The sequence below is a fragment of the Curtobacterium sp. MCSS17_016 genome (assembly GCF_003234255.2).
GTDB lineage: Bacteria > Actinomycetota > Actinomycetes > Actinomycetales > Microbacteriaceae > Curtobacterium > Curtobacterium flaccumfaciens.
Genome location: NZ_CP126254.1, coordinates 2,533,882 through 2,559,811, shown reverse-complemented (window position 1 = coordinate 2,559,811; position 25,930 = coordinate 2,533,882). Strand labels below are relative to the sequence as shown.

Sequence of the window (25,930 nt, the reverse complement as noted above, 5' to 3'; positions counted from 1 at the left end):
CCGCGCTACGGTAGCGGGATGCGCCGCGCCGTCCCCGTCCTCGTCCTCTCCGCGGTCGCCGTGGTCGCCGCGGTGGTCTGCGTGGTCGCTGCGGGCGCGGCCGGTCCGGTGAACCCCGTGGCGGTGTGGCTCCGTGGCGCGGGCCCGGACGTCGTGGCGACGAAGTCGCAGTTCGACTCGTGGTTCGCGGCGCTCCACGTCGCCGAGGTCGCAGGGGTCGTGGCCGTCGTCGCGGTCATGGCCACCGTCGTGGTCGCGCTCGTCGCTCGGCGTCGTCGCGCCCGCCCCTGATCGGGCGGCACGACGACGTTCCCTGGTCGATCCGACGGGTGACCGGTCGCGCCACGCGCACTGACCAGGACTTCTTGCCCGACGGCTGATCCTCGCGCAAGCCCCGTGTACTGGGGGTGCGCTGAAGTGTCAACCCCCAGGCGCAGATTGTGGACAGCAACTACCGTGAACGCCGGGCAGTCGAGATCCGATGGCCCGGCACCCACGGGAACGGGTGCGAACAGTCACGTCAGGGAGTGACCGACCTCATGCAGAAGCGCACCACCAGGAGGGCCGCACTCGCCGTCGTGCTCCTCGGAGCAGCACTCGTCGCCGGACCGCTCGGTCAGGGGACCGCAGCGACCGCCAGCTCGGCACCGCTCGGCGACGTCGGGAACTTCAAGCAGACCTTCCGCGAGCAGTTCAGCACCGCGGCCAGTGCGAAGGGCGCCTTCGCCAAGAAGTACGCCAACTCGTGGCAGCCGTACCCGGACGGGACCGGCGGCATGTACTACTCGGGCTCGCAGATCAGCTCGCACAACGGGTACATGGACGTCAAGCTCGACGGCAAGCACGGCGCCGCCGGTACCTTCGGCACGCCGACGGGAGCCTGGGGCCACAAGGGCGGCAAGTTCATCGTCCGCGCCAAGGCCACGGGCGGTGCCGGCAACGGCGCGGCCTTCATGCTCTGGCCGTCGTCCGACCGCTGGGCCGACGGGGAGATCGACTACCCCGAGGCCAACTTCGACCAGCAGCCGATGCTGCACCACCACTCGATGATCGCGGGCCAGGAGGCCAACGCGACGAGCATGAGCACCGGCGTCTCGTGGCGTTCGTGGCACACGTACTCGATCGAGTGGGTGCCCGGGAAGTCCGTGCGGTACCGCCTCGACGGCAAGGTGATCAAGACGATCACCTACGACGTGCCGAAGACCGCACACCGCTACATGTTCCAGGTGGGCGACTGGGGCGACACCGGGCACCTGTACATCGACTGGGTCAGCACCTACACGTACAAGGGCTGACGCGCTCCGGCCGTCAGAGGTCGGCGTGCAGCTGCCAGGTCTCCGCGGCGGAGTCGGACCAGTCGTACATGCGTGCGCGGTCCGGCCCCGCCACGGCCAGCCGGCTGGACAGCTGCGGGTCGTTCACGACCTGGTAGACGGCCTGTGCGAGCCGTGCGGGGTAGGACTCCCGCGGTGACCGGGCGACGGTGACGCCGGCGTCCGACGCGACCTCCGCCACGGCGGGGTCGTCGGAGTGGATCACCGGGGTGCCGAAGCTCATCGCCTCGATCACGGGCAGGCCGAAGCCCTCGGCGAGGCTGGGGAACACGAACACCGTCGCACGGTCGTAGACCACCGCGAGGTCCGCGTCGTCGATGCGGCCGAGGACCTTCACCCGGTCGCGCGACAGGCCCGCACGCTCCGCGGTGCCGTACACGTCGACGTCGCCCCAGCCGTCCGGGCCGGAGATGACCAGGGGCACGTCGCTGGGGGCGTCGGGGTGGGCCATCGCCTCGATCAGGGACGCCAGGGCCTTGCGCGGCTCGAGCGTGCCGACCGCGAGCACGTAGCGGCCGGGCAGGCCGAGGCGCTCGGCGCGCAGGTCGGCGTCGACGGGCAGGCGGAGGCGTCCGCTCGGGGCGCCGCCGATCACGCGGAGCCGGTCGTCGAACCGGTGGATCTCGTTCAGCGCACCCGCCACGGCGTGGGTCGGCACCACGACGGCGTCGGCGTGCTTCCACGCCCGCTTCACCATCGCCTTGTGGAAGTGGACGCCGCGCGGTGTGAGGGTCTCAGGGTTGGTCCACGGCACCACGTCGTGCACGGTCACCACGGTCTGCCGGCCCGGGTCCTGGAAACGGTCGTGCTTGACCAGTGGTGCGAGCACGCTCGGCGCGTGCACCATGCCCTTCGCGATGCCGCCCACGAACCCGCCCTGCCAGGCGAGCGACAGCTCACGACGCGGCAGCGGCAGTCGCTGCAGGTCGGACAGTCCGGGCAGGAGCGTCCGCAGGTGCGCCATCTCGTCGGACCCGACAGCGGAGACCACACCCGCGACCTCGCAGCCGCTCGGCGCGTGCTCGACGAGGTGTCGCGCGAGCTCCTCGGCGTAGCGCCCGATGCCGCCCGGCACGGGCGCGACGATCTGGTCGACGATGACGTGGAGGGTGGTCATGGTGCTGTGCTCCTCGTCGTGGTTCGTGGACCCGTGGTCAGGGGGCCGAGGGCCGGCCCGGCGCTCGGCTGCCCGACACTACCAGGGTGGTCCCGGCGCCCCCTGGGCGCGGTCGGTGGTCGGACAGGAGGCGCGGGTCGGGTCCGCGGTGTGCGGAAACCGACCCGCGCCTCCCGGTCGAGAGCCGTGCCTACGCGGTCAGCGCACCCGCCGCGACCGCAGCGTGCAATGCGTCGCGCCAGTCGCGCATCGGCGCGAGTCCGGCGCGCGACCAGCCGTCGTGGCCGAGCACGCTGTACGCCGGGCGCGGCGCCGGCCGGACGAAGGCGGCGCTGTCGGTGGGCAGCACGCGCTCCGGGTCGAGCCCGAGTTCGCGGTAGATGGCCTGCGTGAAGTCGAACCAGGAACCCTGGCCGGCGTTCGTGCCGTGGTAGATGCCCGCGGGGGCGTCCCCGTCGACGAGTTCGACGATCCGCGCGGCGAGGTCGCCCGTCCACGTCGGCTGGCCGACCTGGTCGGTGACGACGCTGACGGTGTCGTGCGACCCCGCGAGCCGGAGCATCGTCGCGGCGAAGTTCGGCCCGTGTGCGCCGTAGATCCACGCGGTGCGGACGACGTACGAGGTGTCCGGGGCGATCGCGCGCACGAACGCCTCGCCGGCGGCCTTGGTGCGGCCGTAGGCGTTGATCGGGTCGGTCGGGGCGTCCTCGGCGTAGGGCGCGGTGCCGTTGCCGTCGAAGACGTAGTCGGTCGACACGGTGACGAGCTTCGCGCCGTGGCGGACCGCGGCCTCGGCCAGGAGCTTCGGCCCCGTCGCGTTGACCGCGTGGGCGTCGTCCTCGTGGTCTTCCGCGTCGTCGACCTTCGTGTAGGCGGCCGAGTTGATCACGACGTCGTGCCCGGCGACGGCGGCGTCAACCGCGGCCGGGTCGGTGATGTCGAGGTCCGCCCGCGACAGCGCGGTGACGTCGCGGCCGGCGAGTGCGGCCTGGAGGTCCTGGCCGAGCATGCCGGCGGCGCCGGTGATGAGGTACCTGGTCACGGTGTGCCGGTTCAGCTCAGGGCCGCACGCTGCTTGAGCGGCTCCCACCAGGCGCGGTTGTCGCGGTACCACTGCACGACGTCGGCCAGGCCCTGCTCGAACGGCACGAGCGGCTCGTAGCCGAGCTCGGCCTGGATCTTCGAGATGTCGACCGAGTAGCGCAGGTCGTGGCCGAGACGGTCGGCGACGCGGTCGACGTACGACCAGTCCTTGCCGGTCGCGTCGAGCAGCAGCTGCGTGAGCTCCTTGTTGGTCAGCTCGGTGCCCCCGCCGATGTTGTAGATCTCGCCGGCGCGGCCACGGGTCAGGACCATCGCGATGCCACGGGTGTGGTCGTCGACGTGCAGCCAGTCGCGGATGTTGTTGCCCTCGCCGTACAGCGGCACGTGCACGTCGTCGATGAGGTTGGTGACGAAGAGCGGGATGACCTTCTCGGGGAAGTGGTACGGCCCGTAGTTGTTCGAGCAGCGCGTGATCGAGAGGTTCAGCCCGTGCGTGCGGTGGTAGCTGCGGGCGAGCAGGTCGCTGCCGGCCTTCGACGCCGAGTACGGCGAGTTCGGCTCGAGCGGGCGCTCCTCGTCCCACGAGCCCTCGCTGATGGAGCCGTAGACCTCGTCGGTGGAGACGTGCACGAACCGCTCGGTGCCGTGGCGGAGGGCGGCGTCGAGCAGGCGCTGGGTGCCCACGACGTTGGTCTCGACGAAGATGCCGGAGTCACGGACCGAGCGGTCGACGTGGGACTCGGCGGCGAAGTGCACGATGGCGTCGACGGTCGGGACGACCTCGTCGAGCTTCGCGGCGTCGCGGATGTCGCCGTGCACGAAGGTGTAGCGGGGGGAGTCGGCGACCGGGGCGAGGTTCGCTTCGTTGCCGGAGTAGGTCAGTGCGTCGTAGACGACGACCTCGGCGCCCTCGAGGCCGGGGTACGCGTCCTCCAGCGTGCGGCGGACGAAGTTCGAGCCGATGAAGCCGGCTCCTCCGGTGACGAGGATCTTCACGAGTTCTCTTTCCTGACGGTCGGTTCGTGGGTCGGCGGCGATTCTAGCGGGCCGCTGGTGGGGTCGGCGGGCTCGGCGTCGTCGGCGGGCTCGGCGGCGGTGGCGGGTGCTCCCGGCTCGGCGACGGTCCGCCACACCAGGACGACGCTCGCGACGGCGGCGGCCGCGAACACGATTGCGACCAGCAGGATCGCGAACGGCCCGGTGACCGCGCCGCCGGCCATCGCGGAGATCCCGCCGGGCGTGATGCGGAACTGCGTGTTCTCCCACCCGCCGCGGTAGGTCAGGCCGATGCCGTACGTGCCGATCGCGAGCGAACCGACGACCGCGAGCCGGGCCAGGCGTCGGCGGAGCTCCGGACGGACGACGAGGGCGTGCCAGGCGACCGCCTGTGCGAGCACGAGCGCGACGACCGCGACGAACAGGAACCGGCCCTGCAGCCCGTTGCCCTGGTGCGTGCCGAGGTAGTTCCGCCAGTTGTAGGCGAGGGTGGCGACGAGGACGGCCGTCGGCCAGACGAGCAGGATCGTGGTCACCCGGCGGCCCGGAACCCGGCGGGCGTACGACCACCCGATGACGGCCAGTCCGACGACCGCGAGCGTGTCGATGACCATCGCCGGCAACGGCCACTGGTTCGCACCGAGTGCGCCGAAGAACGAGGCGGTCAGGCCGTCCCACTGGCGCCCGGCGAACGCCCCGGGGTTCGCACCGCCCGCCGGGTACGGCTGCACGGTCGTGACGGCGCGCAGGGCGTCGGGCAGGGGCGTCCCGCTCACGAGCAGTGTCCGCACCCACCACCAGCCGGACACGGCGACGGCAGCGAGGACGACCACGCCGGCGTGCAGGGCCCGGCGACCCCACGTCCGGCCCGGTGCCAGGGCGGACACGAGGACGACGAACGGGATCGCCAGGAGCCCCAGCGCGTTCAGTGCGGCCAGCCCGGTGACGGCGACGGCGAGCCCGGCGGTGGTCCACCACGAACGGTCGCCGGTCAGCACGCGTGCGCTCAGCCAGACGAGCACGGCGCCGAGCAGGACGACCGGTGCCCACACCGTGACGCCGGAGGCGACCTGCGCCAGCTGCGGGACGGCGAAGAGCAGGACCGGGGCGACGAGTGCGGTGCGGGGCGAGCGGGTCACCCGACGGACCGTCGCCCAGACCAGGACCGGCAGCGCGGTGACGAGCAGCACGTCGAACACGCGGAGCACGAGCACCGAGGTCGCCCAGTCGTGCGAGCCGAACCGGATGACGCGCAGGATCCCGGCGGCCACCAACCAGTACGTCGGCGGGTTCTGGGACATCGGGTCGATCGCGGGGGAGTCCCCGGGCACCGCCGCCAGCAGCGCGTCGACCGTGGGGCGGTCGACGGCCGGTGCGGGGTGCTCGACGACCTGGCGCACGGCGGCGAGGTAGTGCATCTCGCCGCCGTGCGGCCAGCCGAGTCCGAGCGCGAGGCGGAACGCGGCGTCGACGTGTGCGGGCTCGTCGGGTGCCCCGAAGGCCGGGGTGACCAGGGCGAAGGTCAGCAGGAAGGCGAGCCAGGCCAGCGTCACGGTGCCGAGCAGGACCCACTCGTGCCGGCCGACGAGCGGTCGGCGGGCGCTCACGCGAGCACCTCCGGACGGCGCATGAACCGGACGAGCAGCACGGCGGTGACGGTCAGTGCGACCGCGGCGACGGCGACGAGGGTGAAGTTCGTGCCGGCGGGGACCATGCCGTAGCGGTCGAACCGGCCGACCGCGAACTCGTCGACCCAGAAGGCGGCGTCGCGCCCGAAGGCCCGCAGCGCGTAGACGACGCCGTACAGCGCGATGGCCATCGCCGCGATCGACATCCCGACGGCGAGCCGGGTGGTGCCGGCTGCCGTCACGGTGACCCGGCGCCAGGCGAGGGCGCTCAGGGCGATGAGGGCGATGAGCGTGGGGTAGTAGTAGCGCCCCTGGGTGCCCGCGACGATGGTGCTCCGGACGTACCCGCCCCACCCGCTCTGCAGGTGCAGGGCGATGAGGATGACGGGGAACGACGCCAGCACGATCGCCGGGCGGAGCGACGGGCCGCGGCGGAACCCCCAGACGACGATGCCGACGATCGACGCGATGGTCAGCCCGTCGATCAGGACCTGGGCGAGCTGGAACTGGGTGAGACCGCCGACGCTGCCCCAGAAGGTGCGCGTGACGCCGTTCCAGTAGTCGCGGAGGAACACCTCGGGGCTGGCGGCGGTGCCGGCCGGGAACGGCATCGGCGGACGTGCGCCGGCCATGCCGTCCGGCTGGATGTCGCGGTACACGAGGATGTTGCGCAGCCACCACCAGCCACCGACGACGGCGGCGAGCCCCAGGGTCCACAGCGTCCGGAGCGCGTTCCGCCAGACGGTCGCCCGGGCGCAGCCCGCGGCCATCACGGCGATGCCCACGAACGGGATCGCGGGGAGTGCGGTGCCCTTGACGAGCAGCATCGCGCCGAGCAGCAGCCCGATCCAGATGGTCGTGCGCACCCGCAGGTCGCCCGTGAGCAGTCGCACGACGAAGTACACGAGCGCGCCGGCCAGCGGCAGCATGAGCGCGTCGTTCGTGACCGAGGTGCCGATCGAGGCGACCTCGGGCAGGGCGAACACCGCCGCACCGCCGACCAGGGCGGCCCGTGGTGACCGCGTCAGCCGACGCACGGTCGCCCACGCCAGGAACGGCAGCGGCAGGACGAGCAGGGCGTCGAACAGTCGCAGCACCATGACGGCGAGGTCCCAGCGGAGGTCCTCGAAGTGCACCAGCTGCAGGACCCCGGCGGCCAGGGCGTAGTACGTGGCGGGGTGCTGCGACATCTGGTCGATGCTCGTCGGGTGCACGCCCGGGAACTCGCGGAGCAGCTCGCCCCACGTCTGGTTCACGTCGGTCGACTGCCGCATGTTGCTGATCTGGGTGTCGTGCACCGCGTTGAGGTAGTGCATCGCACCGGGTGCCGGCCAGCCGTCACCGATCGCCAGGTGCAGCACGGCGTCGACGTGGGTCGGCTCGTCCGGGGCCTTGTACGTCGTGGTGACGACGGCCCAGACCGTGAGGACGGCGGCGAACGCCACCGTCGACGCGATCACGAGGATGCGCTCGCGCCGCCCGACCGCGGGTCGGACGTCGGAGCGCGACACGGCCGGGGCCGTGTCAGTCGCCATACCGCTGCAGTTTCTGCAGGTCGAGCTGCTCCTCGGCCAGCGTGCGGTTGAGGCGGGTGAGGTCGGCCACGACGCCGATGACTATGGACAGGAGCGCCGTGATGAGCAGGACGACACCGAGGATGATCGACTGCAGGTGGTTGCCGCCGGTCTGCATCGCCAGGAGCACCAGGTAGCGGATGAGCGGCCAGAGTCCGAGCGCACCGAGCACCGCGGCGACCCAGAGGAACAGGGCCATCGGCCGGTACATCAGGTAGACGCGGGCGATCGCCGAGCCGGACTCGAACATGTGCTGGAAGATGTTGTTGAAGAGCCGTGACTCGCGGGTCTTCGGGTTCGTCGTGATCGGCACCGACGCGATCGCCAGGCGCTTGTAGCCGGCCTGCACGATGGTCTCCATGCAGTAGCTGAAGCGCGTCACGATGTTCAGGCGGATGAGCGAGTACTTCGAGTACGCGCGGAACCCGCTGGCCGCGTCGGGCAGGTCGAGCCCGGCAGCGCGGCTCGCGACCCACGAGCCGAAGCGCTGCATGACCTTCTTGAAGCCGGAGAAGTGCTCGATGGTGCGCGTCTGCCGGTCGCCGATGACGATTTCGGCTTCCTTCCGGAGGATCGGCTGCACGAGCTCGGCGATCTGCGCCTGCGGGTACTGGTTGTCCCCGTCGGTGTTCACGACGATGTCCGCACCGTGCAGCAGCGCGTAGTCGACGCCGTCACGGAACGAGCGGGCGAGGCCCATGTTCGTGGTGTGGTGCACGAAGTGCTTGACGCCGTGCTCCTTGGCGACCTCGACGGTGCGGTCGGTGCTGCCGTCGTTGATCACCAGGATCTCGATCTCGTCGATGCCGTCGATCTCCCGCGGGATGGAGTCGATGACGCTGGCGAGGGTGTTCTCCTCGTTGAGGCAGGGGATCTGGACGAATAGCTTCACGGGCTCGCTTGGTCTCGATTCGGGAGTCGGCAATGCGCAGAACCATGACAGCCTATGCGAACTCACGGCTTGCTAGGCTTCCCCGGTGCAGATCCGCGAACTGAAGATCCCTGGCGCGTGGGAGTTCACGCCCGTCCAGCACGGCGACGCACGAGGAGCATTCCTCGAGGCGTACCGCGCCGACGTGCTCGAGGAGACCGTCGGTCACCCGCTCGACCTCCGCCAGGTGAACATGTCGATCTCCGCGGCCGGTGTCGCCCGCGGCATCCACTACGCCCTCGTCGCACCGAGCCAGGCGAAGTACGTCACCGCGGTGCGTGGGGCGTTCATCGACTACATCGTCGACATCCGCGTCGGGTCCCCGACGTTCGGCCAGTGGGACTCCGTCCGGATCGACGACGTCGACCGCAAGGCCGTCTACCTGTCCGAGGGGCTCGGCCACGCGATCGTCGCGCTCGAGGACCAGTCGACCGTGAACTACCTGGTCAGCGCGCACTACAACCCCGAGCGTGAGAAGGGGATCACGATCCTCGACCCGACGGTCGGGCTCGACCTGCCCGAGGGCCTCGGCGAGCTGGTGCTGTCCGAGAAGGACACCAGCGCCCCCACCCTCGAGGAAGCCGCGGCACAGGGCCTGCTGCCGACGTACGACGAGTGCGTCGCGTACACCGAGTCGCTCCGGACGAAGAAGTAAGGGGAAAGCGATGAAGGGCATCATCCTCGCCGGCGGTTCCGGCACGCGCCTCTGGCCGATCACCAAGGGCATCAGCAAGCAGCTCATGCCGATCTACGACAAGCCGATGGTCTACTACCCCCTGTCGACCTTGATGATGGCGGGCATCCGACAGGTGTTGGTCATCACGACGCCGGAGTACAACGACCAGTTCCGGGCCCTGCTCGGCGACGGCTCGGCGCTCGGCATGGAGATCCAGTACGCCGTGCAGCCGTCCCCGGACGGTCTGGCGCAGGCCTTCGTCATCGGCGAGGAGTTCATCGGCGACGACAGCGTCGCCCTCGTCCTCGGCGACAACATCTTCCACGGCACCGGCCTCGGCACGAACCTCCGGAAGAACACCGACGTCCAGGGCGCGACGATCTTCGCGTACCACGTGGCCGACCCGAAGGCGTACGGCGTCGTGGAGTTCGACGACGACTTCACCGCCGTCTCCATCGAGGAGAAGCCGGCCGAGCCGAAGTCGAACTACGCCGTCCCCGGCCTGTACTTCTACGACAACAAGGTCATCGAGATCGCGAAGACGATCGAGCCGAGCGCCCGCGGCGAGCTCGAGATCTCCACGGTCAACGAGCGCTACCTCGAGGCCGGCGAGCTCGGCGTCCAGGTCCTCGACCGCGGCACCGCGTGGCTCGACACCGGCACGTTCGAGTCGATGATGCAGGCGTCGGAGTACGTGAAGGTCATCGAGGACCGTCAGGGCTTCAAGATCGGCTGCATCGAGGAGATCGCCTGGCGGAACGGCTGGATCGACGACGCGCAGCTCGCCGAGCTCGCCGCGCCGCTGGTCAAGGGCGGCTACGGCGTCTACCTGCAGCGACTCCTCGGCGTCTAGCTCCGCACGTGACCCCCGCCCCCGGTTGGTTCGGTCGACGCCGCCGTCCGGATGCGACGGCCTCCGGCCACCCCGGCCAGGAGGCCCGTCCCGCGTCCGTGACGGCGGCGTCCGTCGTTCCCGTGACCGGGTTCCCGGACCCGCTGTCGCGGCTCGACCAGGACGTCACGGTGCTCGTCACGACCCGTTCGGACCGGCACGCCGAGGTCGGCCGGCTCGTGTCGGTCGCCCGTGGTGCCTTCGGTCGTGGGGTCGACGTCCGGGCCGTGAGCTACGTCGCGGACGCGTCGCCGGTCGACCCGTTCGGCCGTCGCCTGCCGTGGGTCCGACCGGAACCCGTCGACGGCCTCGGCTCGGCGATCAACGCCGGGGTCGCAGCCGGTGTGGGCCGGACGCTCGTGGTGGTCGACACCTCGGTGTCGGTCGACGTGCCGGCGCTGCACGCCCTCGCGGCGGCGGGCTCGGTCGCGCAGGCCCGGGTCCGGATGCCGGACGGCACCTTCCGCTCCGGCGCTCGGCTGCTGCGGCCCGGTGCCCTGCCGTGGTCGGACGACCGCGTCGACGCCGTGACCGACGTCGACACCGTCTTCGCGGCGGACCAGCCGGTGCTCTCGGTGCCGGGGGCGGCGCTGGTGCCGGCACCGTGCCTCCCGGACGAACGCATGACCCTGACGGCCTGGAGCCGCGCGGTCGCCGATGCCGATGGCGGAGCCGTGCGCGTCGTCGGCGAGGCGACTCGCTCGGTCGAGGCCGGTCGGACCGTCGACGCCGCGACCGTCGACGCGTTCACCGCCTGGCGCGACCGCGCGTCCGAGGGCGACGGTGTCGTCACCGGACCGCCCCTGCCGCCCTGGGGTGCCCGGCCGGTGGCCCCGGCCGCGCGCGTGACCGGCGGTGACGCCGAACACCTCACCTGGTCGCTCAAGATCGCTGCGCCCGCCGGGCCGGAGGGCGACGGCTGGGGCGACGTGCACTTCGCCGCCGAGCTCGCCGGGGCACTCGAGCGGCTGGGGCAGCGCGTCCGGATCGACCGACGCGACGCCCACGTGCGGGCCGACGATGCCTCGGACGACGTCACGCTGGTGATCCGGGGCCTCGACCGGGTGCCGCCGAACCCGGCGTCGGTGAACTTGCTCTGGGTGATCAGCCACCCCGACGACGTCGCCGACGCCGAACTGCGGTCGTTCGACGCGGCCTTCGCGGCCGGACCGGTGTGGGCAGCCGCCGCTGCTGCGCGTGCGGGCGTGCCGGTCCGGACCCTGTTGCAGGCGACCGAGCCGGCGGTGTTCCACCCGGGCGCGCGCACGGCGACGAGCCCCGATGCCGACCACGCGGTGTTCGTCGGCTCGACTCGCGGTGCCGCGCGACCCATCGTGTCCGACGCGGTCGCGCTCGGTGCCGACCTGCGCGTGCACGGTCCGGGGTGGGACGAGGTCGTCCCCGCGGAGTCACTCGGCGAACCGTCGCTGACCCGGGCCGAGGTCGCGGCGGCCTACGCCTCGGCGCGTGTGGTGCTCAACGACCACTGGCCCGACATGGCCGCCGGGGGCTTCGTGTCCAACCGGGTGTTCGACGTGCTGGCGTCCGGGGGAGTCGTCGTGACCGACCCGGTGGCCGGGCTGTCCGACGTGCTGGACGTCCCGACCCTCGAGGTGGCGGGCTCCCGCGACGAGCTGGCCGACCTGCTCGACCCGGCGCGCTCGTGGCCGTCGGCTGCCGAGCGTGCCGCCGTGGCCGAGCGCATCGCAGCCGAGCACTCCTTCGACGCCCGCGCTGCCGTGCTGCTGGCGGCGGCCCGCGCGTCGCGCGCGCGCCTGCACCCCTGACCCGCCGACGCCGTCGCCACCCGCTGCCCGCGTCCCCGCCGCGCGACGCTCCGCACAAGCAAAGTGTGTTCGAGCCGCGCAATCCCGCGGTTCGCGTGCACTTCGGTTGTGCGGAACGCGATCGAACCGGGGCCTCCGAACCCGCGACCGATGTGCGCGCCCCGCTGCGGTCGTTGCGCCCCGAGGAGTCGGGGCGCGATGCCCGTGCGGGGGCGCGACGGCAGACCCCGCGCGCAACGACCCCGACCGAGCGGGAGCTACTTGCGCGTGACCCAGCGGGCGCGGAGCGACAGGCCGGCGTGCAGCACGACGCGCAGGGGCCAGAGCCACCACGCCCGGTACTTCCGCGACAGGAACCGGTAGGCGCTCCGGTGGTGCTCGATCTCCATCCGGCGCCGGTTGGACGACGTCGAGTGGGCTCCGGTGTGGGTGACGACCGCCGAGGGCACGTACACGTTCGCTCGACCCGACCGTCCGACGCGCTGCCCGAGGTCGACGTCCTCGAAGTACATGAAGTACGACTCGTCGAACCCGTCGAGCTCGCGGAAGAGCGACGTCCGGATGAGGAAGCACGCACCGGAGAGCCAGCCGGCCTCGCGCTCGACGACCTTCGTGGTGGACCAGTACCGCTGGCTCCACGGGTTCGCCGGCCAGAACCGCGAGAACGCCGCGTGGCCGAGGCCGGTCCGGAGCGAGGGGAGCTGCCGGGCGGACGGGTAGGTCTCGCCCTGGTCGTCGAGGATCCGGGGCCCGAACGACCCACCGGACGGCAACCGGTCGGCGGCGGCCACGAGTTCGTCGATCGAGCCCTCGCCGAGCACGACGTCGGGGTTCGTCACGAGCAGGAACTCCGGACGGACGTCCGGCAGCACGTCGTCGAGGGCGCTCAGTGCCGCGTCGATGCCGCCGCCGTAGCCGCGGTTGCCACCGGAGGACACCACGACGGCGCCGTAGGACTCACCGATCGCCCGGAGCGCGTCGATGTCGGCCGAGCCGTTGTCCGCGATGACGACGGCGACCGGGTCCTTCGAGGCACCGGCGACGCTCGCCAGGAACGGCCGGATGGTCTCGCCGGTGTTGTAGGTGACCGTCAGCACCGCGACCCGGATCACCGCGCACCCCCGGCGACGGACTCGTAGGCCTCGACGTGCACGGCTGCCGTGGCGTCCCAGGTGAACGCGGAGGCCCGCGTCAGCGCCGCCGCACGGTGCGAGGCCACGAGCGCGGGATCGTCCAGCAGCGCCGTCATCGCGGACGCCAGCGCGGTCGCGTCGGGCTCGCTGTAGACGGCCGCGTCACCGCCGACCTCGGGCAGCGACAGCCGCCGGGTGGTCAGGACGCACGCGCCGGAGGCCATCGCCTCGACCACGGGCAGCCCGAAGCCCTCACCGAGGGACGGGTAGACGACGAACTCGGCACCGCCGAGGAACCCGGCGAGGTCCTCGATCGGCAGGTAGCCGGCCTCGATGACGTGGTCGGTGGGCTGCAGGGCGTCGAGCCGCGCGATGGCCGCCTCGTCCCAGCCGCGGGCCCCGGACAGCACGAGCCACGGGGTCTCCGCACCCGGGTGACCGTCCGACCCTGCAGCCGCACGCGCGGCGCGCACCGAGGCGTACGCGTCGAGCAGCGCCGTGACGTTCTTCCGCGGTTCGATGGTGCCGAGGAACGCGATCCACGGGGCACCCTCGGGCAGGGTGGCGGCGATCCGGGCGTCCTCGACCGCGGCGACGTCGGGCTCGTGGAACACCGTGCGGTCGACGCCGAGCGGTGCGACCCGGACGTCGGCGCGGATGCCCCGCACGACCCGGGCGGCCTCGGTCGCGGTCGCGGCGCTCGGCACGATGACGACGGGTCGGGTGCGCAGGGACCGGCGGCTCCACCAGGTGAAGAAGGTGCGCTTCAGGCGCGAGTGCCACTCGGGGTTCGAGAAGAACGTGGCGTCGTGCAGCGTGACGACGGACCCGCCGCGCCAGCTGAACGGGAACGTGTAGTGCGGGGAGTGCAGCACATGCGCCCCGAGCCGACGGCCGAGCGCCGGCAGCCCGGTCTGCTCCCACAGGAACCGGAGCGGCACCGAGTCGGTCCAGCCCGGTGCGGTGTGCACGGTCGCGTGCGGCGCGACGGCGGCGAAGTGCGGAGCGTGCACGGGGCGGACGACCAGGTGGACGTCGAGCGACGGGTCGGTCAGGTGGGACACGACCCCCTCGACGTAGCGTCCGACGCCGCCGAGCGCCTGCGGTACCGCGGTCCCGTCGACGAGGACGGTGAGCTGCGGCACGCGTGGTTCCTTCCGGGCGGGGACGTCGTGGCCGGGGCCGTCGACGGGGGAGTGTCCAGGATAGCCCGCTGCACTCATGCGCCCGGGTCCACGCTGCGGCGCGGGACGGACGCGCGCCGGGTCTCGCGCAGCCGGCGCGCGAGGTGGACCGGCAGGGTCCCCGCGACGTCCGCGAACGCCGTCAGGACGAGCCGCGCCTCCCGGCGGGTGCGACCGGAGGCCAGCCCACGCAGACCGCGCACCAGGGTGCGGACGCTCGCCCGCACGACGGTCGGCCACGGAGCGTGCCAGAGCGCGACGACGATGCGGTTGCGCGCGTTCCGGAAGACGAACAGGTCGCTCTGCACGCCGGACGACGCCGAGTGGTCGTGCTCGACGACCGCCTCGGCCGCGTGCTCGACGCGCCATCCGCGGCGGTGCAGCCGCCAGGCGAGCTCGGTGTCCTCGTAGTACATGAACAGGGACTCGTCGAGCAGGCCGACGTCGTCCAGCGCCGTGCGCCGGAGCGCGGACGCGCCGCCGGAGAAACCGAAGACGTCGACGTCGGCGACCCGGTCGACGGGCGCGAACCAGTCGCGGTCCATCCCGTTGCCGTCGTGGTCGACACGGACGCCGGTGGAGTTGAGCCGGACCTCGCCGTCCGCCGACGGCGTCCAGCGACGGCCGTCGTGGTCGCGCAGCACCCGCTGGCCGGGGGCGGGCTCCACCCCGGCCGGGAGGCCCGTCCAGCGTCCGGCGAGCACGATGCGGCCCGTCACCGCGGCGACCTCGGGCCCGGCGTGCGCCAGGTGGTCGCGGAGCGCCGCGACGAAGCCCGGTGCGGGCACGGCGTCGTTGTTGAGGAGCACGACGACGTCGGCGTCCGTGTACCGGATGCCGGTGTTGGCACCGGCCGCGAAGCCGCCGTTGTCGTCGCGTGCGATGACGGTGGCGTCCGGCAGGGCACGCCGGAGCACCGCGACGGAGTCGTCGGACGACCCGTTGTCGACGACGATGACGTCGTCGGCCGTGCCCTCGTCGAGCACGGCGCGGACGGCCGCGGTGGTCAGGTCGGCGCGGTTCCAGTTGACGACGACGACCGCGGTGCGGAGCGTGCCGTCGGTCCGGGGCGCGGAGTCGGCACGGGGCGTGCCGTCGGCGCTGGTCCCGGTGTCGCCGTCGTCCGGGGTCAGTCGAGCTCCTCGATCGAGGGTTCGGCGTAGACCGTGCCCACGGCGTGCTCGAACCCGGGGACCTCGAACGAGTCGCACTCCGGCATGTCGTGCAGGTGGCGCCCGGCCGAGTCCATCATCGACACGTTGATGAAGTACTTGCCGGTGCCGAACGCGGTGTCGGCGATCCGCAGGCGGAGCTTCCGGCGACCGTGCAGCGGCTGCAGTTCGAGGCCCATGATGCCGGTGGTGGTGCCGTAGACGACCTGGCCACCGGCGTTGTTGATCTGGACCGCGGCCTCCCAGTCGGCGATGCCGTCCAGGTGCTCGAACTCCATGTCCACGACGAGGTCGTCGCCCGGCATGACCTCGGCGCGGGGCTCCTTGCCGTCGACGCGCACGCTCGCGCCGATGACCTTACCCCGGCCGACGGCGACGTCGGTGCTGAGCTCGCCCTGCCGGCGTTCCTCGAGCACCTCGCGGAACATGCTCACGGCCTGGACGGGGTCACCGTCGTGCAGCACCTTGCCCTTGTTGAGCAGGACGACGCGGTCGCACATCTCCTGCACCTGGCTGAGGGAGTGCGTGACGATGATGATCGTCTTGCCGGCCTCCTGGAAGGTGCGGATGCGGTCGAGGCACTTGCGCTGGAAGGCCTCGTCACCGACGGCCAGGACCTCGTCGACGAGCAGGACGTCGGGATCGGTGTGCACGGCGACGGCGAACGCGAGCCGCACGTACATGCCCGATGAGTAGAACTTCACCTGGGTGTCGATGAAGTCCCCGATGCCCGAGAACGCCAGGATGTCGTCGAACTTCTCGTCGGTCTGCTTGCGGCTGAGGCCGAGCAGGCTCGCGTTGAGGTAGACGTTCTCGCGGCCGGACAGGTCGGGGTGGAACCCGGCGCCGAGCTCGAGCAGCGCGGCGAGGCGACCGCGGCGCGACACCGTGCCGGAGGTCGGCTGGATGATGCCGCCGATGGCCTTGAGCAGGGTCGACTTGCCGGAGCCGTTCTGGCCGATGAGCCCGACGGTCGAGCCGGCCTGGATCGACACCGTGACGTCGTCGAGGGCCCAGAAGTCCTGGCGGTGCTTCCGCCCGGCGCGGCCGAGCGTGACGATGCGCTCGCGCAAGGTGTTGTCCTTGCGGACCGTGAAGCGCTTGCGGACGTGGTCGATGACGATGACGTCGGGACGCTCGGCGGTCTCGCCGGCGGTCGTCGGGGCGACGGGGGTGCTGATGGCCATGGTCTAGAGCTCCTGCGCGAAGTTGCCCTGCAGGCGGGAGAAGATCCGCTGCGCACCGATGAGGCAGAGGATGCCGATCACGAACGCGATCCCCAGCCGGAGCATCAGGTGGTCCGGGTACGTGACGTCGGCGGGGTCGTGCAGCCAGATCGCGTTCTGCAGGCCGAGCACCGACAGGGTCAGCGGGTTGTTCGTGTAGAGGGTGAGGAGCCAGTCGGCGTTCACGGTGGCGACCACCCGCGAGTACGAGTAGACGATCGGTGAGGCCCAGAGCAGGACCATCAGGCCGACGTCGATGACGAACTGCACGTCGCGCAGGTACACGTTGAGCGCGGACAGCACCAGGCCGATGGCCGCGCCGTAGACCAGGATCACCGCGAGCGAGGGGATCAGGTAGACCAGACCCTCGTGCCACGGGAAGACGCCGATGACGACGGTCGCCGCCAGGAGGATCGCGAACTGGATGGTGAAGTTCACCAGGGCCGCGCCCACACTGGCGAGCGGGAAGACCTCGCGCGGGACGTAGACCTTCTTGATCAGCCCCGAGTTGCCGACGATCGACCCGGTCGACCCGGCGACGATCTCGCTGAAGAGCGTGTAGGCGGTCAGGCCGGTGAAGACGTAGATCGCGAAGTTGTCGATGCCGTTGGCGGCGCCGAGGACCTTGCCGATGACGAAGTAGTAGATGAGCAGCTGGGTCAGCGGGCGCACGAGCGTCCACACGAACCCGAGTGCCGAGTCCTTGTAGCGGGCCTTCAGGTCACGCCGGACGAGCATGCCGAGCATCTCGCGCTGCCGGAAGACGTCGCGCAGCTCACGGAAGGTCCCGCGGAAGGCGCTCGTCGGAGCGCCGATCACGACGAGGGGTTCCTTCGCGAGCGCGGTCATGCGGGCTTGGTCGACCATACGTCTCTTCGTTCGTGGGGGCAGGACCGGAACAGCATACTCACCGGGCCCGCGGGACGGGGTTGGGCGACGGTCGTCGTGCACCCCGAGTGGGGGTGATTCCGGCCGATCCAACCCTCAACCTTCACTTTCGAGTTACCGTTGTTGCAACCCGGACCCTTGTCAACATCCACAGGACGGCCCGTCAGCATGCTCCTCGCATCCAGGCCGATCGCTGCGTTCGCGGTGGTCGGTGCACTCAGTCTCCTCTTGGCCGGTTGTTCCGGTGGTGGCGACGACGCCACCCCGTCGCCGTCCGCGTCCGTCTCGCGCACCCCGAGTGCGACCCCGACGGACGACGACTCGGCGACCTCGGTCCCCACCGACGCGGCCTCGACGCCGACCGACGGTGGGTCCGACGACGGTGACGGCGACGACGCCGGCGCCTCCGACGACGACACCCCCGGTGCGTTCCCGGGCAGCGGCGCGACGAACCAGCCGGACACCGACCCGTCGGAGTACCCGGCCACGTCCGTCGTCACGTTCGCCGGCTGGGACACCGGCTCGAAGACCCTCCAGGCCGGTGGCCTGGTCTCCGGTACGACCGACACGAGCGGGAAGTGCACCTTCACCGCGACGAAGGACGGCGTCACGCGCACCGCCACGAGCACCGCACAGGCGAGTGCCTCGTCGGTGAACTGCGCGCAGGTGTCGTTCCCCGCGGCGAAGGTGTCGAGCGGCACCTGGTCCGTCACCCTGACCTACGCCGTCGGCTCCGCGTCGACGACGTCCGACCCCCTGACCGCCGAGGTCCCGTGATGCGCACCCCCCGCACCCCCCGCACCCCCCGCACCCCCCGCACCCCCCGTTCCCCCCGTTCCCCCCGAGGAGCCCGCTCCCGTCGTTCCCTCCGGAGCTCCCTCGCCCTGGTGGCGGCCTTCGCCGTCGCGGTGAGCGGCCTGACCTTCGGCACGGTGCTCGCGGAGCAGACCACGACCCAGTCGGCGTCGGCCGCGGTCGCCTCGGACTTCGACCCGGGCAACATCATCAGCGACGCGAACTTCTACAACGGCTCGGCGATGAACGCCGCCGCCGTGCAGTCGTTCCTGACGAGCGTCGCGCCGAACTGCCGGAAGTCGTCGAGCGGCCCCGCCTGCCTGAAGGACTTCTCGCAGAAGATGAGCTCGATCGGCGCCGTCTCCGGCCGGTGCGCGGCCATCGCGGGCGGCACCAAGTCGGCCGCGACGATGATCGCCCAGGTCGGTGCCGCGTGCGGCATCAGCCAGAAGGTGCTCCTCGTGCTCCTGCAGAAGGAGCAGGGCATCGTCACGACGTCCTCGCCGACGTCCTACATGTACCTGCACGCCACCGGCTTCGCGTGCCCGGACACCGCCCCGTGCGACCCGGCCTACTTCGGCTTCGGCCAGCAGGTCTACGCCGCGGCCCTGCAGTTCAAGCGGTACCAGGCGTCGCCGACCTCGTGGGCGTACCAGGCGGGCCGGACGAACTCGATCCTGCTCAACCCGAACGCGGCCTGCGGTCGGAAGTCCGTCTACATCCAGAACCAGGCCACCGCGAGCCTGTACATCTACACCCCGTACACCCCGAACGCCGCGGCCATGTCGAACCTCTACGGTTCCGGTGACAGCTGCTCCGCCTACGGCAACCGCAACTTCTGGCGCATGTACACCGACTGGTTCGGTGCTGCGGCCGGCGGCGGCAACCCCTACGGCGACGTCGACTCCGTGACCGCGACCTCCACCTCGTCGATCACGGTCACCGGCTGGGCGGCCGACCCGGACACCACCAACGCCCTGCGCGTCGCGTTCTACGTCGACGGCACCGGCGCGAAGACCGTCACGGCGGACACGACCCGGAGCGACCTGGCCGGCACCCTCGGCGCGAACAACACCCGGCACGGGTTCTCGGCCGAACTGACCGGGCTGAGCCTCGGCAAGCACTCCGTCTGCAGCTACGCCATCAACCAGGGCCGCGGGGCGAACACCCTGCTCGGCTGCTACACCCGCACCATCACGAGCGCGGCGCCCAAGGGCGTCCTCGACTCGGTGACCGGCGGCGTCGGCACGATCTCGGCCACCGGCTGGGTCCTCGACCCCGACTCGTCCAAGCCCGGCTCGTGGAAGATCCTCGTCGACGGCGTGAGCAAGGCGACGGGCACGGCGGACAAGACCCGCACCGATGTCGCGAAGGTCTACCCGGGCGTCGGGAGCACCCTCGGCTTCTCGAAGACGATCGGCGGCATCAGCGCGGGCACGCGCGCCGTGACGCTGTACGTGATGGACAAGCCCGGCACGAAGTACGTGAAGGTCGCGTCGAAGTCGGTCGTCGTGGACGCCCCGACCACCGGCAAGACCGGCAAGACCGGTGCCGTGCGCGGCTCGTACGACTCCGTCACCGGCGGCGTCGGCACGGCCACCGTGCGCGGCTGGGCGATCGACCCGGACGTGTGGGACCCGGTCAAGTACAAGATCCACGTCGACGGCGTGAGCACGAACAGCGGGGTCGCGGACGCCACCCGCACCGACGTCGAGGCGACGCACCCGACGTGGGGCTCCGACGTCGGTCTGACGCTCCGGCTCACCGGCCTGAAGGCGGGCAAGCACACCGTGCGCGTCTACTTCCAGGACCTGCAGGGCGGCAAGTACGTCAGCTTCGGCACCAAGTCCGTGACCGTGACCGCCGCGTCGACCGCCGAACCCGACGCGTCGGGGACGACCGGCAAGACGGGCAAGACCGGCTCGGTCAAGGGTGCGTTCGAGTCCGTGGTCGGTGGCGTGAACAGCGCCACGGTGCGCGGCTGGGCGATCGACCCCGACGTCTGGGACCCCGTCGCCTACAAGATCCACGTCGACGGTGTCGCCATCGCCCCCGGGACCGCGAACGCGAAGCGGACCGACGTCGAGGCCGTGCACCCCGCGTGGGGCTCCGACGTCGGCCTCTCGCTGAAGATCCCCGGGCTGACCGCCGGCACGCACACCGTGCGCGTGTACTTCCGGGAGCTGCCCAGCGGCACCTACAAGAGCTTCGGCACGAAGAGCGTGACGGTCACCGACCCGCCGACCACCGGCAAGACGGGCAAGACCGGCTCGGTCAAGGGCCTGTACGAGTCCGTCACCGGCGGCACGGGCACCATCACCGTGGCCGGCTGGGCGATCGACCCGGACGTCTGGGACCCGGTCAAGTACAAGATCCACCTGGACGGCGTCGCCGTCTCGCCGGGCACCGTCAACGCGACCCGCACCGACGTGCAGGCCGTGCACCCGGACTGGGGTTCGGACGTCGGGCTGTCGCGGAAGTTCACCGGGGTGAAGAAGGGCACGCACACCGTGCGCGTCTACTTCCAGGACCTGCCGAGCGGCACCTACAAGAGCTTCGGCACGAAGACCGTCACCGTGCAGTAGACGGTCACCGTGCAGTAGACGGTCGCCACACGACGGACGGGAGGTGGGCCCCGCCAGCCGGTACCGGCGCACCGCGCCAGCGGGGTGACGGCCGTGCCTGGAGGGACGGTACCAGCTGGTACCGGGCCTCCCGTCCGTCTCCGGTCGCGTCGACCGCCGTCAGCGCCGCACGCGCCGCGCCATCAGGCCCACGCCGTGCAGCAGCCGGTACTCGGGGGAGCGCGTGAGGCCCTCGAAGCGGGCCGCGATCTGGTCGCGCTCCGCCTCGGCCAGGCGGCGGGCGGTGTCGTACGCGCCGACCTTCTGCTCCGACTCGACCAGGCGCGCGTTGATGTCGTGCACGCCGGCCAGGTGGACGTCGCGGTCGTGCTCGGTCTGCCGGAGCGTCTCGCGCTGGGCGGTGGCCCACCGCAGGAACGCGCCACGCTCGCCGCTCCGGCCCGAGGCGGCGGCGACGGCGGCGTCGAGCGACGGACCGACCTGCTCGGCTCGGCTGCGGAACGAGTGCCGCTCGACCACGACGGCGCGGAGCCGGGCGACCAGGGCGGTGCGCTCGTCGCGGGGCATCGCGAGCACGCGCTCGAGCGAGGCGGCGTCGTCGAACACCGGCACGTCGGACAGGCCGAGCTCGTCGAGCCCGAGCGCGCAGTCGGTGACGGGCAGCGCACCGGACGCGAGCGACTCGTACAGGCGGGAGTTCAGGGTGCCGTACTCGGCGGCCGGCTCGATGACGTCGTCGACGACGAAACCGGCGGCGCGGTAGACCTCGGGCAGGGCGAAGTAGGGCACGGCGGGGCGGAGTTCGACGCCCGCGGAGGCCTCGACGTGGTCGACGTTCGCGGCGAACCAGACGATCGGTTCGGCCGGGGCGACCTCGGCCAGGACGTCCTGCACCCGGCGGCGGACGCCCCAGAAGTTGACGGTGGTCACGGCGCGGTCCGTGCGCTCGCGCGGTGCGGGGGCGTCGGTCGTGAACAGCTCGGTGTCGACGCCGATCGGCACCACCTCGACGGGGCCGGAGTACGCCGCCGCGATCGCGTCGCGGGCGATCCCGGACGACGTCCAGACCGCGTCGAACTCGTCGAGGTACGGCAGGGCTGCCCACTTGGCGGTCCAGTTCCGCACCCACGCCACCAGGGCGGTGCCGGCTGGGACGTACCCGGGCACGAAGGACTCGATCATGCTGACCACGACGGCGGTGTCGGCGGGGAGCTCCTCGCCCCAGCGCTCGAGCGGCCACATCGCGACGCCCCAGCCCTCGGCCCGGAGCGCCCGTGCCAGCCCGAGCGCGACGAACAGGTCGCCCTTGCCCTCGGCCGGGTCGGCGGTCGACACCGCGAAGCGGATCGTGCCGCGGGGGCCCTCGGCGTGCTCGTCGGCCGCGAGGGCCGCGTAGTCCTCGCGGAGGGGAGAGGACATGGGGGTGCTCGGGATCACTGCGGTCACGCACGCCATTCTGCACGAATCCGCAGCGGCGGCAGGGAGTCCCTGGGCGCGCCTTGTAGGGTGTCATCGGCCCGCGGCACCCCGTCGGCCGACCCATCGACCCGCGCCCGGTGCGCGGCAGCTGCTGGAGGAACTCGCGTGACAGAGCGCAAGCCGGGAGTCGTGTCCGTCATCCTCGTGAACTACAAGGGCACGGACGACACCCTGACGAGCATCGCGGAACTCCGCAAGCAGGACTGGCCGCAGGACAAGCTCGAGGTGATCGTCGTCGAGAACGGTTCGGGCCCCGAGCACCTCGGGCGGCTGAAGGCCTCGAGCCTCGACTTCACCCTGATCGACGCGGGTGCGAACCTCGGGTTCACCGGGGGGTGCAACCTCGGCGTCGAGAAGTCCTCCGGCGAGGTCGTGGCGTTCCTCAACAACGACGCCCGCCCGGACACCGGCTGGGTGCGCGAGGCGATGGCCACCTTCGCCTCCGGTGCCGACATCGGCGCCGTCGCCTCGAAGGTCCTCGACTGGGAAGGCGTCAACGTCGACTTCACCGAGGCCGCGATGACCTGGTACGGCATGGGCTACAAGCCCTTCGCCGGGTCGCCGGACACCGGCCGGTGGGAGAGCGAGACCGACGTCCTGTTCGGCACCGGCGCCGCGATGTTCATCCGCGCGGAGCTCTTCGAGCAGCTCGACGGCTTCGACGACCGCTACTTCATGTTCTACGAGGACGTCGACCTCGGCTGGCGGCTCAACCTGCTCGGCTGGCGCTTCCGGTACCAGCCGAAGTCGGTCGCGTTCCACAAGCACCACGCGTCGATGAACAAGTTCGGCGACTTCCGCGAGACCTACCTGCTCGAGCGGAACGCACTGTTCACGCTCTACAAGAACCTCGGTGACGAGCAGCTCGCCGCGGCGCTGCCCGGTTCCCTGGCACTCGCCGTCCGCCGTGCGGTGGGCCGCGGGGAGCTCGACTCCACCGAGCTCGACCTGCGCAACCCCGGCGACGACAGCGTCCCGACCATCCCGGTGCCGAAGACGAGCATGGCGGGCATCTACGGTGTCGACCAGTTCGTCGAGCAGCTGCCGTCGATGACCGAGTCCCGCCGCCAGATCCAGGCGACCCGCGTCCGGTCCGACCGCGAGCTCCTCCGCCTGTTCGGCAACCGCGACGAGCCCGCGTACCCGATCGAGAACTACCTGGCCGGCTACGACAAGATCGTGCACTCCCTCGGCGTGCTCGAGGTCGGTACCCGTCGCCGCGTCCTCATCATCACGGGCGACTCGATCGGCGCGAAGATGGCCGGTCCGGCGATCCGTGCCACCCAGATGGCCAAGCAGCTGGCGTCCGAGCACGACGTCCGCGTGGTCAGCCTGACCCGCTCGTCGCCGATCGACCCGTCGTACGAGGTCGTCACGGTCCCGCACCGTCACCCGCGCCAGATGGTCGAGCACGAGGGCTGGGCCGACGTCATCATCGTGCAGGGCCACGCGCTCCGGCTGTTCCCGGTGCTCGAGTCGACCAGCAAGATCCTGGTCGTCGACGTCTACGACCCGCTGCACCTCGAGCAGCTCGAACAGGGCCGCAGCGACGACGTCGACAAGTGGAACCGCCAGATCCTCGACGCCTCGGACACGCTGAACCACCAGCTCGAGCTCGGCGACTACTTCATCTGCGCCTCCGAGCGCCAGCGGATGTTCTGGCTCGGGCAGCTCGCCGGCTCCGGCCGTGTGAACGCCCGCACGTACTCGCGCGACGCCGACCTGCGCTCGCTCATCGGCGTCGTGCCGTTCGGCCTGTCCTCGACGCCGCCGGTCCACGACCAGCAGCGTGTCAAGGGCGTCGTGCCGGGCATCGGCAAGAACGACAAGCTCGTCGTCTGGGGCGGTGGGATCTACGACTGGTTCGACCCGATCACCCTGGTCCGCTCGATCGCCCAGCTCGCCGAGCGCCGCCCGTCGGTGAAGCTCTTCTTCATGGGCGTGCAGCACCCGAACCCCGACGTCCCCGAGATGGACATCGTCGCGAAGGTCCGCGCCGAGGCCGACGCCCTCGGGCTCACCGGCAAGCACGTGTTCTTCAACGACCAGTGGATCCCGTACGAGGAGCGCGGCGCCTACCTGCTCGAGGCCGACGCCGGCGTCTCGACGCACTACGAGCACCTCGAGACCACCTTCTCGTTCCGGACCCGCATCCTCGACTACCTGTGGGCACGCCTGCCGATCGTCACGACGGCCGGCGACTCGTTCGGTGACCTCGTCGCAGAAGAGAAGCTCGGCATCGCGGTGCACGAGCAGGACATCGACGGTCTGGCCACCGCGCTCGAGACGGCGCTCTTCGACAAGAAGGCCCGCACCGAGTTCATCGGCAACGTCGACCGCGTGCGCGAGCAGTTCACGTGGGAGAACGTCCTGGCCCCGCTCGTCGAGTTCTGCCGGAACCCGATCCGCGCTGCGGACAAGTCGGTGCGCGACACCGCGTCGTCGATCGAGCCGCACAAGATGCGCGTCCGCGTCCCGGAGCGCAAGAAGCTCTCCGGCGTCCGCTACGACCTCGGCCGTGCCGTGCACTACCTGCGCACCGAGGGTCCGCGCAGCGTCGCCGGCAAGGTGAAGCGGCGCCTGAACCGGTGACCCCGGGGGAGACCACCGCCCTCGTCATCGTCCCGACGTACGACGAGGCCGAGAACATCCGTGCGATCACCGCCGCCGTGCTGGCGGCGGTGCCCGGTGCCCACCTGCTCGTCGTCGACGACGGCAGCCCGGACGGCACCGGGGACATCGTGCGGTCCCTGGCGGCCGCGGACGACCGCGTGCACCTGCTGCAGCGCTCCGGCAAGCTCGGGCTCGGCACGGCGTACGTCGCGGGGTTCCGGTGGGGTCTGGAACGCGGGTACCCGCTGCTGGTCGAGATGGACGCCGACGGCTCGCACCCGGCCGACCGGTTGCCGGCCCTGGTCGACGCCGTGACCGCGTCCGACGACGTCCTGCTCGCCATCGGGTCCCGCTGGGTCCCCGGTGGGTCGGTCGTCGACTGGCCGCTCCGTCGCCAGGCGCTCAGCCGCGGGGCCAACACCTACGCCCGGCTGGTGCTCGGGCTCGACGTGCGGGACATCACCGCCGGCTACCGCGTGTACCGCTCGTCGGCGATCGCGCGGATGGACCTCGGGTCGGTGGACTCGAAGGGGTACTGCTTCCAGGTCGACATGACGCTGCGCGTGGACGCCCTCGGCGGACGCATCGTCGAGGTGCCCATCCGCTTCCGGGACCGCGTGCACGGCGTCTCCAAGATGAGCCGGTCCATCGTCCTCGAGGCGATGCTCCGCGTCACCCAGTGGGGCGTGCAGCGCCGCCTCGGTCGCCGCACGCGCCCGTAGGGCGCTCGCGCGCTCGCTTCGTGAGCAGGAACGGTCGGGTCGCCTCCGCAGAAGCGACCTTTCCTGCTCACGATGCGCGGGCCCGGAACGCTGGGCGTGACGGCCTGGAGGCGCGGTGCGGGGCCGCAACGGGCCTCCCGTCCGGCGGTGGGTC

At 71.5% G+C, this 25,930-nt stretch carries 21 protein-coding genes; 9 read left to right on the top strand and 12 right to left on the bottom strand.

From position 1 onward, the window contains the following. Nucleotides 1–18: 18 nt before the first annotated feature. The gene (locus DEJ19_RS12020; RefSeq protein WP_111233378.1) at nt 19–291 is read left to right on the top strand and encodes a hypothetical protein; all 273 of its coding nucleotides are present in this window, start codon (nt 19–21) and stop codon (nt 289–291) included. A gap of 236 nt (nt 292–527) precedes the next feature. Continuing rightward, the gene (locus DEJ19_RS12015; RefSeq protein ID WP_111233377.1) at nt 528–1,295 is read left to right on the top strand and encodes a glycoside hydrolase family 16 protein; all 768 of its coding nucleotides are present in this window, start codon (nt 528–530) and stop codon (nt 1,293–1,295) included. Between the two features lie 13 nt (nt 1,296–1,308). Here the strand turns inward: DEJ19_RS12015 and DEJ19_RS12010 are convergent, their stop codons facing one another. The 6 genes from DEJ19_RS12010 to DEJ19_RS11985 form a co-directional block, all read right to left on the bottom strand. Continuing rightward, nucleotides 1,309–2,451 carry a glycosyltransferase family 4 protein gene (locus DEJ19_RS12010; RefSeq protein WP_111233376.1) on the bottom strand — a complete coding sequence of 381 codons (1,143 nt, stop codon included), beginning with the start codon at nt 2,449–2,451 and terminating at the stop codon, nt 1,309–1,311. 190 nt (nt 2,452–2,641) lie between these two features. Further along, nucleotides 2,642–3,493: a dTDP-4-dehydrorhamnose reductase gene (gene rfbD / locus DEJ19_RS12005; RefSeq protein ID WP_111088169.1), complete on the bottom strand. Its 852-nt coding sequence runs from the start codon at nt 3,491–3,493 to the stop codon at nt 2,642–2,644. An 11-nt stretch (nt 3,494–3,504) separates the two neighbouring features. Continuing rightward, the gene (gene rfbB, locus DEJ19_RS12000) at nt 3,505–4,491 is read right to left on the bottom strand and encodes a dTDP-glucose 4,6-dehydratase (RefSeq protein WP_071406432.1); all 987 of its coding nucleotides are present in this window, start codon (nt 4,489–4,491) and stop codon (nt 3,505–3,507) included. Beyond that, complete coding sequence (locus DEJ19_RS11995; RefSeq protein WP_111233375.1) at nt 4,488–6,098, bottom strand: glycosyltransferase family 39 protein; 1,611 nt, start codon at nt 6,096–6,098, stop codon at nt 4,488–4,490. The genes rfbB and DEJ19_RS11995 overlap by 4 nt, the downstream gene beginning before the upstream one ends. Continuing rightward, nucleotides 6,095–7,654 (bottom strand): glycosyltransferase family protein, encoded by a 1,560-nt coding sequence (locus tag DEJ19_RS11990; protein WP_111233374.1) that lies wholly within the window; start codon nt 7,652–7,654, stop codon nt 6,095–6,097. Before DEJ19_RS11990 ends, DEJ19_RS11995 begins: the two co-directional genes overlap by 4 nt. After that, nucleotides 7,644–8,585 carry a glycosyltransferase family 2 protein gene (locus tag DEJ19_RS11985; RefSeq protein WP_071406435.1) on the bottom strand — a complete coding sequence of 314 codons (942 nt, stop codon included), beginning with the start codon at nt 8,583–8,585 and terminating at the stop codon, nt 7,644–7,646. The genes DEJ19_RS11990 and DEJ19_RS11985 overlap by 11 nt, the downstream gene beginning before the upstream one ends. 85 nt (nt 8,586–8,670) lie before the next feature. Here DEJ19_RS11985 and DEJ19_RS11980 point away from each other — a divergent pair, with 85 nt between their 5' ends. Genes DEJ19_RS11980 through DEJ19_RS11970 form a run of 3 tightly spaced genes read left to right on the top strand, consistent with a single transcriptional unit; the run spans nt 8,671 to nt 11,979 of the window. Beyond that, the gene (locus tag DEJ19_RS11980) at nt 8,671–9,279 is read left to right on the top strand and encodes a dTDP-4-dehydrorhamnose 3,5-epimerase family protein (protein ID WP_111095390.1); all 609 of its coding nucleotides are present in this window, start codon (nt 8,671–8,673) and stop codon (nt 9,277–9,279) included. Nucleotides 9,280–9,289: 10 nt separating this feature from the next. Then, nucleotides 9,290–10,153, top strand: a complete 864-nt coding sequence (gene rfbA, locus DEJ19_RS11975; RefSeq protein ID WP_111233373.1) for a glucose-1-phosphate thymidylyltransferase RfbA — start codon at nt 9,290–9,292, stop codon at nt 10,151–10,153. An 8-nt stretch (nt 10,154–10,161) separates the two neighbouring features. Then, entirely contained in the window at nt 10,162–11,979 is a 1,818-nt protein-coding gene (locus DEJ19_RS11970; RefSeq protein ID WP_146250667.1) for a glycosyltransferase, read from the top strand. A gap of 257 nt (nt 11,980–12,236) precedes the next feature. On the opposite strand, the gene DEJ19_RS11965 is transcribed toward DEJ19_RS11970, so the two are convergent. From DEJ19_RS11965 to DEJ19_RS11945, 5 genes are all read right to left on the bottom strand, one after another. After that, nucleotides 12,237–13,091, bottom strand: a complete 855-nt coding sequence (locus DEJ19_RS11965) for a glycosyltransferase family 2 protein (RefSeq protein WP_071406439.1) — start codon at nt 13,089–13,091, stop codon at nt 12,237–12,239. Beyond that, on the bottom strand, nt 13,088–14,257 hold the full coding sequence (locus DEJ19_RS11960; RefSeq protein WP_220035318.1) for a glycosyltransferase family 4 protein: 1,170 nt from the start codon (nt 14,255–14,257) through the stop codon (nt 13,088–13,090). Before DEJ19_RS11960 ends, DEJ19_RS11965 begins: the two co-directional genes overlap by 4 nt. 74 nt (nt 14,258–14,331) lie before the next feature. Continuing rightward, nucleotides 14,332–15,507: a glycosyltransferase family 2 protein gene (locus DEJ19_RS11955; protein ID WP_220035317.1), complete on the bottom strand. Its 1,176-nt coding sequence runs from the start codon at nt 15,505–15,507 to the stop codon at nt 14,332–14,334. After that, nucleotides 15,426–16,655, bottom strand: coding sequence for an ABC transporter ATP-binding protein (locus DEJ19_RS11950; protein WP_111022340.1), 1,230 nt, complete (start codon nt 16,653–16,655; stop codon nt 15,426–15,428). Before DEJ19_RS11950 ends, DEJ19_RS11955 begins: the two co-directional genes overlap by 82 nt. A 3-nt stretch (nt 16,656–16,658) precedes the next feature. Beyond that, on the bottom strand, nt 16,659–17,561 hold the full coding sequence (locus tag DEJ19_RS11945; RefSeq protein WP_111093330.1) for an ABC transporter permease: 903 nt from the start codon (nt 17,559–17,561) through the stop codon (nt 16,659–16,661). Nucleotides 17,562–17,750: 189 nt separating this feature from the next. On the opposite strand from DEJ19_RS11945, the gene DEJ19_RS11940 reads away from it, so the two are divergent. Further along, on the top strand, nt 17,751–18,359 hold the full coding sequence (locus DEJ19_RS11940) for a hypothetical protein (RefSeq protein ID WP_111038004.1): 609 nt from the start codon (nt 17,751–17,753) through the stop codon (nt 18,357–18,359). 110 nt (nt 18,360–18,469) lie between these two features. Continuing rightward, complete coding sequence (locus tag DEJ19_RS11935; RefSeq protein ID WP_111233785.1) at nt 18,470–20,962, top strand: hypothetical protein; 2,493 nt, start codon at nt 18,470–18,472, stop codon at nt 20,960–20,962. Between the two features lie 159 nt (nt 20,963–21,121). Here the strand turns inward: DEJ19_RS11935 and DEJ19_RS11930 are convergent, their stop codons facing one another. Continuing rightward, nucleotides 21,122–22,408, bottom strand: coding sequence for a glycosyltransferase family protein (locus DEJ19_RS11930; RefSeq protein ID WP_181441586.1), 1,287 nt, complete (start codon nt 22,406–22,408; stop codon nt 21,122–21,124). A 138-nt stretch (nt 22,409–22,546) separates the two neighbouring features. Here DEJ19_RS11930 and DEJ19_RS11925 point away from each other — a divergent pair, with 138 nt between their 5' ends. Together DEJ19_RS11925 and DEJ19_RS11920 are read left to right on the top strand one after the other, a co-directional pair. Beyond that, nucleotides 22,547–25,033, top strand: a complete 2,487-nt coding sequence (locus DEJ19_RS11925; RefSeq protein WP_071405761.1) for a glycosyltransferase — start codon at nt 22,547–22,549, stop codon at nt 25,031–25,033. After that, nucleotides 25,030–25,776, top strand: coding sequence for a polyprenol monophosphomannose synthase (locus tag DEJ19_RS11920; RefSeq protein ID WP_111029478.1), 747 nt, complete (start codon nt 25,030–25,032; stop codon nt 25,774–25,776). The genes DEJ19_RS11925 and DEJ19_RS11920 overlap by 4 nt, the downstream gene beginning before the upstream one ends. Nucleotides 25,777–25,930: the final 154 nt, after the last annotated feature.